Raw genomic sequence first — 14,277 nt, 5'->3', positions numbered from 1 at the left:
ACAGGGGTGAATGTTATTTTGAGAGAACTTTATTTATGAATTCCTATGTGATGCGTGTCCAAGAACGGCTAAAAAAAATTGACGCTAGCCCGTTTTTTCAATGGTCAATTATTGCCGTTATTATTATGTCAGCATTACTTATTGGCGCAAAAACCCATAACTTGCCCCCGCAAGCATTAAAAATATTGGTTTTTTTAGACAGTGTTATCACGGTTTTTTTTGTCATCGAATTATCAATACGCTTTATGGCCTTTCCAGATAAAAAGAATTTTTTCAAAAGTGGTTGGAATATCTTTGATACCTTAATTGTTATTGGTAGCTTAATACCAACAGGTGGCTCAGGTGTCTTATTAGCACGTCTGTTGAGAGTGTTTCGGGTGTTACGTCTAGTTTCTATGGTACCTGAATTACGCTTGCTGATTAATTCGCTGCTCAAAGCTATTCCTCGTATGGGCTATATCGCCTTACTCATGTTTGTTATTTTTTATATTTATGCTGCGGTTGGCAGTATGGTTTTTAATAATATTAATAAAGAGCTTTGGGGCGATGTTTCGATATCGATGTTGACCCTTTTTCGTATTGCCACTTTTGAAGATTGGACCGATGTCATGTATGAAACGATGGCGATTTATCCGCTTAGCTGGATTTTTTACCTGACCTTCATTTTCTTAACGGCTTTTATCTTTTTAAACATGATGGTCGGTACTATTCTAGAAGTTATGGGCAAAGAAAATGAAATTTATCGCGCCGAACAACATGGCGAATCAGGTGAAGGTGGAGAGCCAGCTAGCCGCGCACAAATTGAAAACCTTGAGCGTGAGCTTGCCGAAATCAAGACTTTACTCAAAGAAAAACTCAACCATCGCTGAGATTAATTTTTATAGATAATCGAACACTTGTGGGATTTAATTAAATAAGATGGTATAAAATAAAAATCATATTTAATTCAAGTGTTTTGGTTGTTCTTAATGATTGCTTTCAAGCGAATTGTGTACTTTTTTATCGTTATTATTGTTCAAGCTTCATTTTTTTCGTCTGCGACGCTTGCCGCTGATCAAAATACCCTGCTAAGTGATGAGCAAAAGATATCACAAGAAATTGAAATTCTTAAAGAAATTGAAGATGATCAGCAAGCGGTTGATTACTCAATATTATTATTAACGCGCTCAGCTTTAATTCCCAAGCAAATCATTGACATCTTAGATATTCAACAAAAACGTTACTATCAGTTAACCGAGCTTGGATTAGGATTAGCTAGCGCTCAACGAATACAATTAATTGCCACTGAAAATAACTTTAAAATAATAGCCGCTGATGCTAATAAAATGATTGGTATATATCACTATTTTATCGGTGATTATTCAAAGTCTATAGCCGCTTCTCAAGCCGCATTAAGTTATTATATAAATTCACCTGAGCCGCTTAGATTGGCTGGGATATACAATAATATTGCCTTGGCTTATATTCATCTGGGTAATACCAGTAAAACCTTAGTCAATTTTCAACTAGCCGAAAGCATCTACAATAAATTTGGTACTAGGCAAGATAAAATAGATGTGCGTTATAACATTGCCGGTTTATATTTAACTTTAAAAAGATACGATGTCGCGATTGAACTCTATCTCGATGTTCTTGCACAGCTTGCTTTTGTCGATGACAAGCTCACTTTAGCTAAAGCCAGAGGAGAATTGGGCACTGTTTATAAATATTCAGGAGAGTATCAGCAATCTCTTAAATTGCTGTCACAGGCAATAGCGTATTTTGAACAATCTAATAACGACTATTATTTAGCGGCTTTTAGTCATAATATTGCCGGTCTTTATAATATGATAAACCAGCCAATAAATGCCATTAAGTATGCAACACAAGCGATAAAATTGGCTAAAGTTTCAAATCATAACACCGCTCATGCAGGCGGCTTGCATAGTCTAGCGCAAGCAGAGTTTTCGTTGGGCTATGTTGAAAAAGCCTATAAAAACTTACAGCTCTCTGATGAAATAGCTAAAAAAACCGGTCATGAAGAACAAATAACGAATAATATGGCGCTGCTGGCATTGATTTATGCGGCGCAAAACAAACAAAGTGCGGCCTTCGAAATACATCAAGAATATATTCAAAGAACAAGAAAAATTGCGAACAGTCAGCTCAATAGTCAATTATCAGATTTTGAATCTAACAAATTAAGACAAGAAGTTAGCCAGCTCAAACAAAATAAGCAACTTCAGGTATTAGAGACAGAGCAAGCCGATCAACAACGTAATTTTAGCTTAGCGGTCGCTTGTTTTATTATTGTTTTGGCGTTATTTATTTTCAACCGAAATGTTGAAAAACGCGCTAAATTAAAATTATCTGAGCGAGTTAAAAACCGTACTCAAGAGTTAGAACTTCTGACCAGCGAGTTGGTCAAAGCTAATGCCATTAAAAGTCAATTTCTTGCCAATATGAGCCATGAAATAAGGACCCCTTTAACGTCAATTATTGGCCAAGCAGAGGCAATAATAAATGGTGATGTTGATGAAAATCACCTACAAAAAGAAGTTAAAATAATTCACGGTAATAGTTTACATTTATTAGAGCTTATTAATAATATTTTAGATTTAAGTCGCGTTGAGGCCAATAAGTTAGAGTTAGAACTTGTCGAGCAAGACTTACACGTTATTTTGCATGACATTGCTAATATTTTTATTAAATCAGCGACCGTCAAAGGATTACAATTTCAGATAGTACACACCTTGCCAAACAAGTTTATGCTGACCATTGATGGCTTTCGCTTAAAGCAAATCTTAATCAACTTATGCTCCAATGCCATTAAATTTACCAGTAAAGGCTCCGTTACTCTTAATATATCGGTCAAAGACGCGGCGTTAACTATTGCGGTTAGTGATACCGGTATTGGCATGAGTGAAACACAATTGCAGGAAGTCTTTAGCAGCTTTACTCAAGGTGACAGCAGCATTAGCCGACGATTTGGTGGTTCAGGTTTAGGCCTATGCCTATCAGAGCAATTAGCCAAATTAATGTCAGGAAAAATCACCGTTATCAGTACACTAAATAAGGGCAGTATTTTTACTTTAGTCTTACCTTGCGAAAAACTCGAATTGATTGAATTAGCCGATATTCCTCCCACTAAAATTATCGCCTCTGCATTCACTGCAGATGCCAGTGATATTAAGTTTGAAGGGCAAGTCTTACTGGCCGATGACCATGATGATAATCGCCGGTTAATCGCTCGTTTATTAACATCGCTAGGCTTAGAGGTATTGTCAGCCAAAAATGGTCGAGAAGCCGTTGAGCTTTGTTTAAAAAACAAACCTAAACTCATTCTTATGGATATACAAATGCCAGAAATGGATGGTATCGAGGCTTTTAAAGTATTGCGACAAAAAGGATGCTCTAGCCCAATAGTCGCATTGACTGCCAATGCGATGTCCCATGAAGTTGACAGATATTTAGCGCTTGGTTTCGATGGACATTTAAAAAAACCTATTGAGCGAAAATTATTTATTGCGACCATAGCTAAATATTTTGGTGAACAAATCGATGAAAGCGCAGCAGAACAAGCCATTTCAAGCGTAGATATGTCCGATTTAGTGACAGAATTTAAATCGAACTTAGTGTTAGAACAGCAAGATATCATTCTTCATATTAAAAATAATGAATTAGATAAGCTTGCTGAATTAGCTCATCGTATTGCTGGTGCCGCACAAATGTTTGGCTTTTCACTCGTTTCAGTGAGAGCGATAAAATTAGAAAAACATATAAAAAATGGCTCTTCTGAGCTGATCAGTGAAGCGGCACAAAGCCTACTTAATGAAATAGATCAAGTACTTTGGTAGGATTATTCCCCTGAGTCTTCATCCGCTAAGGCTGCTCTTGATATATAAACACTTGGTTTATCGGTTGTTCAAATATATCTGCAATTTTAAAAGCAACTTCCAAAGAGGGAGAATATTTTCCTTTTTCAATGGCTACTATGGTTTGCCTAGAAACTGAAACGCTATCAGCAAGCTTTTGTTGAGTCATTTCTTGATGCTCAAAACGTAATTTTCTAATGTTATTGGTAATGACTTTAGCCATATTAATAGCCTCGACGATAAGAGACTAGTTTAACTGACGAACAAACAATTTCGGCAAGCAAAGCAATGGCAATAATTAAATGCATAATTTCATACTCTTTAGCTAAACCAGGCATTGAAAAAGTAAATTTTGATAGTGCGGGGAAAAGAATATAGAAGGTCACACAAAAAACACCCAAGGACAATATATTATAAGCATATGAGTTTGCTCGCCTTGAAATTATTTTATCACGCTCATCACTTTTATCATTTGCTTCTCTATACTTAAAAATAGCTAGGATAGTTTGTAAGGCTACTTCTAAAAAAATAGTATAAATTACTGCAGTAAACAATAGGCCATACATAGCCTCTACTGAGAATAATTGCCGCTGATATAAATTGACGACACCCAAGGCATAATTGCCCCAAATACCAAGGGTAATTAAAAGTGATACTAAAATATTGCTTTCTCTGTAAGACATGAGCTTTCCTAGGTTGATAAATTTGACACTGTGTCTACTATATTTGACATGAGCTTGCATAAGACTTAATATAATTGAAGTCAAATATGTTTTACATCATGAATGGTCTACTTTACATATTAGTGTTTGTAGAGAAGGGCATCAGTGGTCTTAGAGGATCTTAATTTAATTTATTGGTAATTATATCGGGTAGTTATCGATAAAATAAAGGGCATTCAAAAAAATTACTGCCTTCTCGTTCTATATCGATAAAAGGCAGATTATGAGTGTTATCGGCTATTTCACTCTTGGTTAATATGGGGCGGATATCAAAGTTAAAATTTAATTTTTCTTGTTAACATATCCTTAAACATCACCCAGTCGCCGAGTAAACTATAGAAAGGATAAGTAAATGTGGCGGGTTTGTTTTTTTCAAAGAAAACATGTCCCAGCCAAGCAAATCCATAACCTATCACAGGAATAAACCATAAGCCTTGCCATAGCGCATAGTTAATACAATATATAATCAGTAATATTATTAACGACGAACCGATAAAATGTAAGCGTCGACAGATAATATTTTGGTGTTGGCTTAAATAAAATGGATAAAACTCGCTAAAGGTCTGGTATTTTTTTACCGCCATCAGTTATTCCTCTCGTCAGTGATGTTAATTAATATTACTGGTCAATATTTTTAAGCCAATAAGTATCATTGCTCCGCCTAAAATTCGGTCTATCCAATGACCCAAACGTTGAAATTTTTCGTTTATTATTGGCTGAGATAGCAAAACTACTACAGATGAAAACCAAGCGAGTTGAATAGCCATCATCCAAAGTCCATAAATAACTAAGTGTAATAACGGTAAATCAGGAGAAAGTACCACGGTAAAAAGCGCGACAAAATAAATCGGTGCTTTTGGGTTTAAGGCATTACATAAAAAACCAACACCGATATTTTTCACAGATGAACGTTTCATCGACGGTTGTGAATCAGCTTTGTTACTGACTTGTGTCGAAGCTTTTGCACGGAGCCCCTGAATACCTAAATATAATAAGTAACAGCCACCCAAGATCTTAATTATCCATAGCGTTGCTGCTGAGTTAGCGATAACGGCAGCTAAGCCTAAAGCAGAATAAATGATGTGTATTGATAAACCGAGTGCAATGCCAATACTGCACATAAAGCCGGCTTTTTTGCCATGGCTTAGTGTTTGTTGAGACACCAAAACAAAATCAGGCCCAGGTGAAGCGGCAGCTAATAAATGAATTGAACTAATTAACAGTAAACCTTGTAAAAGTTCCATAGTGTTTCTCATTGATATGACTAGTGAAACTTTAATGTTCTTTGACGTGTTCAGCAAGTAATGAATTGCTGAGCAACTAAGGTTTTTTAAGTTTCTGAAAAATTTACCAGTTATCTTTTAAGTTAATCTTTTAAGTTAATCTTTAAAGTTAATATTGAGTCGGTATTTAAGTATTCGATATTGATGTGATGTTTTTGTCTTTATATTAACCCTTTTTCTTGCTTTGTTTATTGGACAATAATAGCAAGGCAGTTAAACACGTTATGAACGATATGGGGCAAATATTTCAGCTAAAGCGCATCAATCAAATGCATTATTTCAAGTCCTAGCTCAGTATCACCGACGATTTTTAATCGTCGTTGAAAGAATAGGGTATCGTGATCCTCTTTACACCCAGCAATTAATAGTAAGTCATCACTACTAGGTAAAAAGCTTACATCAGCTGTTTGTCTTTGGTTATCTTCAGCCATAACTAATTGATCGTTGTTACAGCTGAGTAACTCATTTAATGCCAAGTCGGTTACTGAAATATGCAGCCATTTATCTTCTAAAAACGTGAAGTTATTGTAGGCTAAGGTTTATGTAAACACTGATTTTAGTGCAGCCAACAATAACTTTTTTGAAGGCTATAAGGTACAACACTTCACGTTGATTTAAATATTTTAGCGACTAAATTAACCACACTAGCCCTAAAGGCTAGCTGGGCTCTCTTAATATTTACAGCGCTTTTTATTTTTCTTAGTTGATTCTTACTGGCTATAAAGGATAATAGCGATACTTATAATGACTTAACACTGACTTAATTAACCATGCGTATTGATAAATTTATATGTAAAAGCACTGAACTGACCCGAAGTGAAGCGAAGAAACTGCTAAAAATGGGGGATGTTTTAGTTAATGGTGAGGTGATTAAGAATGCAGCAACACAAGTGCATGAAAATAACAGCGTTACCGTTAACGGTGAAGCGCTCACAGCGCGCACTTCTCGCTACATCATGATGCATAAACCCTTAGATACTATTTGCAGTAATATCGATGAAGTTTACCCGTCTTTACTCAATTATATTGAAGTGGACAAAGTGTTTGATCTTCACATCGCGGGACGTTTAGATGCCGATACCACAGGTTTAGTCTTAGTTACCGATGATGGCCGTTGGTCGCATAATATTATTTCACCCAAAAAAACTGCGCCAAGGTTTACCGCGTTAATTTACGTAATGCAATATTACTTGAAAAGTCAGCTGAGCTAATTGAGCGCTTTACCGTTGGGTTACAGTTACAAGGAGAAGATCAACTGACTCTGCCGGCTAAACTAGAAATACTCAATGAAAAAGAAGTATTACTGACCATAACCGAAGGTAAATACCATCAAGTTAAGCGAATGTTTGCCGCTGTTGGCAATAAAGTGATTGGTTTACATCGTCAGCAAATCGGCAAAATTAACTTAGATGTTGAATTAGGCATGTGGCGCTACTTAACAGATGCCGAGGTAAATAGCTTTTAGTCAGCTACTTTTTGTGTTGTGACCCTCACTGACTGTTATCTTTGTCTTTGCCTCGAGTAACAAAGCTATCGCGAATGAAGAAAAAGTCAGCAAAATAGCCATCACCGGAAGTTTCACCGTATAAGAATGCAATAAAATATCTAGGCGTTTTTTAGCGTTTCCCATATTAATTATCTATTAGGGCTATAACTGATTTTTATATCTTTATGTAAAACAGTGGCTTACCTTGGTTCAATATTTATTGAGACATAAAAAGCTGATTTAGCCACTAATGATAAAGAAACTCATCAATCAATTGTACTGATTAATAGTCAAGCTTATAAAATTTTCATGGTGTTACTCACCAAGTTAAGAGATGAAAATTTAATGCGCTTTTAAGTGGTCAGCAAGTAATGAATTAAACACCTCCATTGCGGTATATAATTCAATTATGCTCTCATTCAATGCTGTTATATTTTTCTCTTTTGATAGTATTTCTATCTTAGTGACTAAGTTTTGTACTTGAGCTCCACCTAAGTTACCTGCTGCACCTTTAATTGAATGCAGGTTATAATTTATCTTTTGCCAATTTTCTGCCTTTATTGACTCTTGCAGTTCTAGTGTTTTTTCTTCGCTATCATCTAGGTAACATTTTACCAATAATGTCATTTTTTTAGGATTTCCCCCCAGCCTTTTTAATAAAGAAGCTTTTTGCCAAGGGCTATCATGCTCACTTGCAGATTTTTCAATGGATTGACTACTTAAGATGAGATGGTCTGAACTTAGGGTATCAGTATCGAAACGCTCTTCTTTATCCGCTGTTACGCCAAGCCATAAGTTTAATTTAGCTTTAACTTTATTTATTTCTATAGGTTTTGTTAAGTAGTCATCCATGCCTGCTGTTAAACATTTCTCTTTATCTCCTTGCATTGCATTTGCTGTCATCGCAATAATAGGAATAACTTTATTCTTTTGGCCTGCATCTCCTTTGCGAATAAGCCGTGTTGCTTCATAGCCATCCATTTCAGGCATTTGGCAATCCATTATAACTAAAGAGTAAGGGTGGCTTTTTAATGACTCTTTTAAGCTTATTAGTGCTTCTAAGCCGTTTGCTACTGCGTCAGCTGTTAATCCTAATTCTTCCAAAACACCCAAAGCGACCATTTGGTTTATGCGATTGTCTTCAACAATTAATATTCTTATATTTTTGGCAGATGAAACTAATAATGGTTTTTTATCCTCGGTTGTTACTATTTTCATAGCATTCACATAATCATGAGTAACTAATGGTGATGCTTGCTTTAGTATTTCTCCGCCATGAGCAACAACAGATAAGGCTTTAAATAGATTTGATGTTGTTGTTGGTTTAGGGAAATAAGCACTAAAACCAATATCTGCAAAATGTTTTGCGTCACCTCTTTCACCCATAGAGGTCATCATAACGAGTTTCATTGCTTTAAATTCTTGTTGGTTTTTTAATTTTTTCGCTAAGGTTTCTCCTGACATATTAGGCATTTGCATATCAAGTATGGCAATATCAAAAAAGGGTGTGCCGGTATCTTCATATCGCTTTTTACATAAAGCCAATGCGGCATCACCGCTATCAGCTTCTTCAATATTTGCCCCCCAAAGCTGTAACTGCGAGCGAAGGACATCGCGATTAGTTTTATTGTCATCAACAATTAAAATGCGCAATGCCGAAATATCTATTTCGGGTATAACTAGGGTCGAATTTTTACTTTTCTCAACTAATAAGGTAAATTCAAAACAACTACCTTCACCCATTTTATCAACTACATTAATATCGCCATGCATTAAATTACAGAGTTTTTTCGTTATTGTTAACCCAAGCCCTGTGCCCCCATATTTACGTGTCGTCGATGAGTCTACTTGACTAAATGCTGAAAAAAGCCCTTCTTTTTTATCTGCCGGAATGCCGATTCCTGTATCAGATATCCGACATTGTAATATTAATTCATCACCATAATTACTTTTTTTAGTGATGAGTTTTACGGTAATAACTATCTCTCCATGATTTGTGAACTTTATTGCATTGCCGACAAGGTTCGTCAGTATTTGTCTAATTCTGCCCGGATCTGATTTGATCATCGAGTCTTCTATCCCCGTAAGATCTAGGATTATTTCTAAACCTTTATCTTGAGCAGGTAAGGCCATAGCTTCAGCAAAGTCACCTAATAAGTTTCTTAAATTAAAATCTAAGTATTCAAGTTCGAGTTTACCCGCATCAACTTTTGAAAAATCTAAAATGTCATTAATTAAAGTTAATAAAGAGTCAGCACTAGATTTTGCGATATTAACACGGTGTTTTTGTTCTTCATCAAGTTTACTATTAAGTAATAAACCTAGCATGCCTAATACACCGTTCATGGGGGTGCGTATTTCATGGCTCATATTTGCTAAAAACTCTGACTTTAATTTCGCGCCTTCTTCCGCTTTATTAAGTGCAGCAATTCTTTCTTGATATGAGTCATTAATATTACGGCTAATAACCAGTAAAAGTGCAATAACGAAAAGGCTGAGTAAAAGTGCAGTTACTGCGGATATGTATGAATCATTTTGCTTTTCTACCAACAAATGAGTGAGCGTTTTTTGTATTTGTGCAGAGAGATGATTTTCAATACTTTGTAATATTAGTTTTTTATTTTTAAGCACGCCTAAGGTATATAAAGGATCATTCTCCCATAAATGGTTTTGCAAATACTCTAATGCTTCATTGGCGGGGTCATCATTAATAATAACCAGTTGGTCAATCTCTGATGCCGATTTTCCTTGCTGCTTATATTGAGAAATATCTGACAACGTTTGTTTATATTGATTTAATACAGCTGAAAAACGATCAAGCTGATACAAGGCTTTACGATTATATTGATTAAGCGTTTGTAAGTTACTAATAAGTTGTTCTACATCACTATGAAGCGTCAAAAAAGCGATTCGATATTTTTCATCATCACGCAGTAGATAATTTTTAAATTGATGTATCAGTCCATTATAGCCTATCGAGGTTTTTAGCTGAGCGACAAGCTCCTCAGTCTTCCGTTCGAGCAAAACATTTTGAAGTCGATTAGCTTCACTGATTGTTTTGTTATCAAGTAATTGAAGTACATGGTCTTTATTGCCTTCAAATAGTGAAGATACAAATATGTCATTATACAGTCTTTCTTGATTATTTTGTTGGCGGATACTTAGCTTAAGTGGACGTATGTCAACGGTACTTTCATTTTTTTCTTCATTTTCAAGGCTCACTGTTAAAATAGTGCTATTGAGTAGGTTTAAAAATTTTAACTTCAATAAAGTAATGAAGTTACTGTGCATTTTTGCAATATCTTTATGTCTTATTTGATCTGAAAATGATTGTAATTTTGATAAAAAATCATTTTTCCAATCAATATGAAAATTAATAATTTGCTGCCAAGATATATTGTTAGCATCAATCGCTTCTCTAAGCGTTATTAACGCTAACTTTAGCTCAGCAAGGTATTGTTGATTAAATTCGCCAACAACAATGTCTTCAGATGTCATGCTTTTCTTTATTGACGACAGCAATGTATCAACATCGATACGGGGTGCTTTCAAGTCATCGAGTGATCGAGTATTTAATGAAGATTTTGCTGATTTTTCATCGTAACTAATCAAAAAAAGCGCACTGAGTTCTAATTCTTGGTTGAGGGCATCGATGAGTTTAGCAATATTATTATCTAACGCTGTTATGTTTTCAGTATTGTGTAAAAGTGAAATATCTTCTTGTTTATTATGAACAATATTTAGCATTAATATAATAGCAATAATAAGAGGTAAACCTGCAGAAATTATGAGCTTTTTACGGATGTTTGATGCGTCAGATGATACATCGACAATGTGCTTTCTAATTAATAAATAAACAATTGGTGTAATCGATAGGCTCAGTAATATAGCGTCTAGTAACGCTTCAGGTAAAAATGGAAATAAGGCTTGTATCCAAGGTAAGAACTGCATGATTAAAAATTCGGTAAGGCCAATGGCAAGGGAGATAAGGATGAGAATAATTAAAATATGGGTTGAATTTTTATTATTTGATAGGAGACTCAAGAGATATTACCGCGCCGTTAGTTAATGTCCTGAGAAGTATAGACACAATTTTAAGTCTTTTATAATAAACACTTAAAATATTTAATTTTTATAAATTTTTATTTTATATTAAACAATTCTGATGGGCTTCAATATAGCTTAGCATCAACAATTAACTTCAGTATCGCTATTTTACTTAGTCATTATAAGGCTAACAATTTACCTAAGGCCATATGTAAGACAAGTCAGCTTAGCCAATAAAACGCTATGCCCGCGAAGCCTCTTGAAAAATAGGAGCAACTGATTTAGATGTCTGAACTAGAAATGGCAAATGAAAATAAGTATTAGCGACTATCACCGAAGGGAAACACCATCAGGTTAAACAAATATTTGCCGGTGTTGGCAATAAAGGGCTTGGCTTAGTTCGTCGATTAATAGGTAAGATCAATTGATTATTGAAATGGGTATGTGGCGCTAATTAACCTATGCTGAGTCTTTATTTATAGCGATAACAGCACTTTACCTGAGCATATTTTTAAATGAGTGGCTGAAAAAATCTATTGGATTTGTATCAAAACCATGGCTGTAAATAATCGTCAGTTAGTCTAGCGGTACTATTTATATAAAATATTAAACTTTTATTGTTAGTTGCCGATTAAATGTACAACAAAACAATAACTAATAAACGGACAAGTAAAGTGGATGTACTGATAGATTTATTGCCTGCGGCCAATCAAGTAAAAATCGCTCAATCAAAAAAAGATAAGCGCCAAGCTAATAAATATAACCGTCAAATGAACTCAGCAGCAAGTCTGCCCGATGTAGCAGATGATGTTAAAAATGGTATAGGAATAAAAAAAGTGCTTTGGAAAGGACCTGAACGCCGCTCATCTGCTGACCGACGCCATTTAAAAAATAAACGCGGACGTTGGCTAGAGTCACGCGACAGAAATGATCGCCGAACGACTCAATATGCAATATCAGTGAAAATTTAATTGCCGCTACGTGGTTTACTTCTTTTGTAACTGATTAAATTTTTCCATTTGCTCTGCTGTTGCTGGCAATTGGTGTTTTTCTTTCCATTCGCTATAGGGCATACCATAAACTTGCTGACGAGCAGTCTCGATATCTACTTCAACACCTAACTTCTCAGCCTCAGCAACGGTCCATTTAGAAAAACAATTACGACAAAAACTCGCTAAATTCATTAACTCAATATTTTGTACATCTTTTCTACTGTCTAAGTGAGCCAGTAAACGACGAAAAACAGCGGCTTGTATTTCTATTTCTTTGTCCATATTCATCTCTTTATTTAGTTAAGTGGAGTTGACTGTTCAACTTCCTTAGTGGGTTTGTCATAAGGCAGAATACGAATGATCATACCTATATAAGGATGATCAAAATAGTGTATTTCTGTGCTTCTGACTCGTCGGTCTTGTTTAAAGTTTATCGTTTTTAAAATTGCCGATGGCTTTTGTTTATCACCAGGTAATAACCTCTGCGTTGCTTGTTCGGCTAACGACATATTCATTACGTTGAGATCAGCGGTAATATGTAAATAAAAGTCAACTTCTACCTTGATAAAACCCTCTAGTGTCCAGTTTTGAGGAGGCTTGATTGGGGCTGCCTGCATGGTGCTAGTATTCAATATTAGCGCTGTGTCGGTTATATCTTGCTCTATTTCAGCGAGTAAACTTTTTGTCTCAGTAGGTAAGTTGGGTAGCTTTATCAGCAGCGCTTGTAAACGTTCTGCCATTATTTTTTCTTTTACTGTTTCATCTGACCTTTCTATTTGGGCCGAACTATCTTTGTATAAGGCGTTATGCAGGGCCTCTTCTTGGCTTTGTGCTTGTTTGCGTTGCTGTTGAAATTGTTGCAATTCTTTTTGGTATTGTTCTGAAAAATTTTCACCGGCAATAACTTTCAGTGGCACAGCTAACTGTTTAGTTTTTGTTTTTTGACGCCAGCCAAAATGCAGTAAGGGTTTGAAATTTCGACTGCGGGCTATTTCTTTAACAATATCGTCAAGTTGTAATGATTCTTTATTAAGTAAGTAGTCTTCATCACTATAGATATCTTCAATATTATTAATAGTAGGCGGCACCTGCTCAAGATTAAAAGCGCTATAACTTTGATAAGCATAAGCATCGGTTGATTGAGTAAAGTGCTTAAATTCCTCTACAGAAATAGTACAAATACCATCGGTAAATGAGGCGGTTTCGTTGGCATAAGTTAAGGGCAAGGTTGAAAATTCAGCCGCTGCTTGCTCAAGTAACATTAAGCGTTGCGTTAATTCTTTTTCACTCATCACTTGTTTTGGTAATGGCATAGCTAAACGGCTGTCGTCATCCACTTTTAATGAACTATTTATCGGTGCAGGGCTATCATTGATATTGTCTAAAGCCACTTGTCTATGTGTGCCATCGCTAAATTTTGATACTGATGTCTCTGTTAACGACTCGTCTATCGTTTGGGCTGAAAGCGTTTGTAATTCAGCTAAGCTTTTAGCAACATAGTAAGGCTGCTCTTTTATCGCCGTTATAGCTTGCTCAAGGAGTGATTGAGCATAAGTAGGATTATTACAACGGGGTAATTGCTGTTTTAAGCTGACGATATCAGGGTTAAGATAAGGACCTAATAAGTCGATAATATTTCGATATTGGGGTAAAGCCGTATTATTTGGAAACTTCTCTTTTAATTGCGCTTTATCGCCCAGTTGACTAAACAGGATCACTTCCACTTCAAACCAGCGGTCGTCATTATCTTTATCAGCGGCACTGGTTTGTTGTGAAAATATTAAGGCTGCACAGAGCAGCGCTAAATGTTTTAAGTTCATTAATCATCCAAAGAGTTATAACCTGCCTTGTTATTGTAAACTAAGGCATTGAGTCTGCTCTGTTATCTTACGG

10 protein-coding genes and 3 pseudogenes are annotated in these 14,277 nt (G+C 35.6%); 5 read left to right on the top strand and 8 right to left on the bottom strand.

What is annotated here, in order from left to right; genetic code table 11:
- Nucleotides 1-35: 35 nt before the first annotated feature.
- Both A3Q34_RS03150 and A3Q34_RS03145 read left to right on the top strand, forming a co-directional pair.
- Nucleotides 36-869 carry an ion transporter gene (locus A3Q34_RS03150; protein WP_070374023.1) on the top strand — a complete coding sequence of 278 codons (834 nt, stop codon included), beginning with the start codon at nt 36-38 and terminating at the stop codon, nt 867-869.
- A gap of 120 nt (nt 870-989) precedes the next feature.
- The gene (locus A3Q34_RS03145; RefSeq protein ID WP_197517647.1) at nt 990-3,836 is read left to right on the top strand and encodes a response regulator; all 2,847 of its coding nucleotides are present in this window, start codon (nt 990-992) and stop codon (nt 3,834-3,836) included.
- A gap of 25 nt (nt 3,837-3,861) precedes the next feature.
- Here A3Q34_RS03145 and A3Q34_RS03140 read toward each other — a convergent pair whose 3' ends face one another.
- From A3Q34_RS03140 to ubiT, 5 genes and pseudogenes are all read right to left on the bottom strand, one after another.
- Nucleotides 3,862-4,077, bottom strand: coding sequence for a helix-turn-helix transcriptional regulator (locus tag A3Q34_RS03140; RefSeq protein WP_070374021.1), 216 nt, complete (start codon nt 4,075-4,077; stop codon nt 3,862-3,864).
- A gap of 1 nt (nt 4,078) precedes the next feature.
- On the bottom strand, nt 4,079-4,537 hold the full coding sequence (locus A3Q34_RS03135; protein WP_070374020.1) for a hypothetical protein: 459 nt from the start codon (nt 4,535-4,537) through the stop codon (nt 4,079-4,081).
- Between the two features lie 314 nt (nt 4,538-4,851).
- Nucleotides 4,852-5,160 (bottom strand): DUF962 domain-containing protein, encoded by a 309-nt coding sequence (locus A3Q34_RS03130; protein WP_070374019.1) that lies wholly within the window; start codon nt 5,158-5,160, stop codon nt 4,852-4,854.
- 24 nt (nt 5,161-5,184) lie between these two features.
- Nucleotides 5,185-5,820: a LysE family translocator gene (locus tag A3Q34_RS03125; protein WP_070374018.1), complete on the bottom strand. Its 636-nt coding sequence runs from the start codon at nt 5,818-5,820 to the stop codon at nt 5,185-5,187.
- Between the two features lie 290 nt (nt 5,821-6,110).
- Nucleotides 6,111-6,380: pseudogene (ubiT, locus tag A3Q34_RS20340) on the bottom strand (ubiquinone anaerobic biosynthesis accessory factor UbiT); the annotation flags it as partial.
- 249 nt (nt 6,381-6,629) lie between these two features.
- On the opposite strand from ubiT, the pseudogene A3Q34_RS03115 reads away from it, so the two are divergent.
- Nucleotides 6,630-7,324: pseudogene (locus A3Q34_RS03115) on the top strand (pseudouridine synthase).
- A gap of 363 nt (nt 7,325-7,687) precedes the next feature.
- Here the strand turns inward: A3Q34_RS03115 and A3Q34_RS03110 are convergent.
- Nucleotides 7,688-11,389: a response regulator gene (locus tag A3Q34_RS03110; protein WP_197517645.1), complete on the bottom strand. Its 3,702-nt coding sequence runs from the start codon at nt 11,387-11,389 to the stop codon at nt 7,688-7,690.
- Between the two features lie 320 nt (nt 11,390-11,709).
- On the opposite strand from A3Q34_RS03110, the pseudogene A3Q34_RS20835 reads away from it, so the two are divergent.
- Together A3Q34_RS20835 and A3Q34_RS03105 are read left to right on the top strand one after the other, a co-directional pair.
- A pseudogene (locus A3Q34_RS20835) lies at nt 11,710-11,814 on the top strand (16S rRNA pseudouridine(516) synthase); the annotation flags it as partial.
- A 252-nt stretch (nt 11,815-12,066) separates the two neighbouring features.
- Nucleotides 12,067-12,363 carry a hypothetical protein gene (locus A3Q34_RS03105; RefSeq protein ID WP_070374016.1) on the top strand — a complete coding sequence of 99 codons (297 nt, stop codon included), beginning with the start codon at nt 12,067-12,069 and terminating at the stop codon, nt 12,361-12,363.
- A 15-nt stretch (nt 12,364-12,378) separates the two neighbouring features.
- On the opposite strand, the gene A3Q34_RS03100 is transcribed toward A3Q34_RS03105, so the two are convergent.
- Entirely contained in the window at nt 12,379-12,672 is a 294-nt protein-coding gene (locus A3Q34_RS03100; protein WP_070374015.1) for a DUF1244 domain-containing protein, read from the bottom strand.
- An 8-nt stretch (nt 12,673-12,680) separates the two neighbouring features.
- Entirely contained in the window at nt 12,681-14,204 is a 1,524-nt protein-coding gene (locus A3Q34_RS03095; protein ID WP_070374014.1) for a CsiV family protein, read from the bottom strand.
- Between the last annotated feature and the right edge of the window lie 73 nt (nt 14,205-14,277).

Origin of the sequence: Colwellia sp. PAMC 20917, from assembly GCF_001767295.1 — a bacterium.
In the GTDB taxonomy this organism is placed as follows: Bacteria; Pseudomonadota; Gammaproteobacteria; order Enterobacterales; family Alteromonadaceae; genus Colwellia_A.
This window is presented reverse-complemented; position numbering and strand designations above follow the sequence as displayed.